This window comes from Streptomyces sp. NPDC006207, from assembly GCF_040613835.1.
GTDB lineage: Bacteria > Actinomycetota > Actinomycetes > Streptomycetales > Streptomycetaceae > Actinacidiphila.
The window spans coordinates 10,697-11,895 of the sequence record NZ_JBEXSX010000121.1 but is presented as its reverse complement, the minus strand read 5'-3'; the positions used below and the strand labels follow the sequence as shown (position 1 = coordinate 11,895).

Sequence of the window (1,199 nt, the reverse complement as noted above, 5' to 3'; positions counted from 1 at the left end):
CAAATTAGCGGGTCGTGAGCTGTCGCTCCTGTAGGAAATCAATCGGCCGCCGGCAGCGGCCAGCCTCCGGCGCGTGGCCGGGGCACGCCTGCACAACGTGCGCTGTGAGGGGAACTTTAGAAGAGCACATCAGCGTAGGTTCATCGGGGCGCGATTCTGCCACCCAACCAGCGGCCTCAACGGCGGGCCAACCGGCGTGATGCGACGAGTGCCCGCTCTAGGTTGCTTCGGCTAGCCAGGGTGTCGGGGTGGTCGGGGCCCAGAATGCGCGGCCAGCCTGTCCACCGACGTCAGCCGCACCGAAGGCGCCCCGCCATCCAGGCGCCTCCCCCACAGCAGCAACCCGACGCTGACCGCCACCAGCACCCCGAACACCGGCCACACCACCCACGCACGCGCAGCCCACCCCGGCACCACCGCACTCGCGTACCCAGCACCACGAGATCGACGCGGCTCGCGGCCGTCTCATTTTCCGTCTCGTTCACAGCCGCACGCCGCCGTTCGCGCCCGTACGCAAGTCACGGCATAGCGCACTCCTGAGACAGCTACGAACACGCCCGGACGGCCACGGACGCAACCCTCGCCACCTCAGGCAAACCTGCAAAACGTGCGTTGCAGAAGTGGTCTTGCCTGGATGCAACTGTGGGTCCAGTCGGCAGGCGTCCTACCTCGCCGTCAGCGGACCCGGCGACGGCGCCCCGGGCGCAAAGCTGCGAGCGCCAGCTCCAGATCACTGCGGCTGCGCAGAGTGTCGGGGTGCTGGTGGCCCAAGATCCGCGTGCGATCTTCCAGCGTCTGCCGGTGCAGCTCAGCCGCCTGCGCGTACTCGCCCAACCCAAGCAAAGAAGCAGCCACGTTGCTGCGACTGCGCAGGGTGTCGCGGTGGTCGGGGCCCAAGATCCGCGTTTGATCCTCCAGCGTCTGCCGGCTCAGCTCAGCCGCCTGCGCATACTCACCCAACCCAAGCAAAGAAGCAGCCAGTGTGTGACGACTGTCCAGGGTATCGGGGTGGTCAGGGCCCAGGATCCGCGTTTGATCCTCCAGCGTCTGCCGGCTCAGCTCAGCCGCCTGCGCGTACTCGCCCAACCCAAGCAAAGAAGCAGCCACGTTGCTGCGGCTGCGCAGGGTGGCTGGGTGATTGGCACCCAGGATCCGCGTGCGATCCTCCAAGGTCTGCCGGTGCAGGTCGGCTGCCTGCG

General features: G+C 67.5%; 1 protein-coding gene. It reads right to left on the bottom strand.

Translation table 11 applies throughout. The features are described 5' to 3' along the window. Positions 1-675 precede the first annotated feature (675 nt). Positions 676-1,199: tetratricopeptide repeat protein (locus tag ABZ312_RS44335; protein ID WP_500440153.1), on the bottom strand; the 524-nt coding region annotated here is incomplete at its 5' end.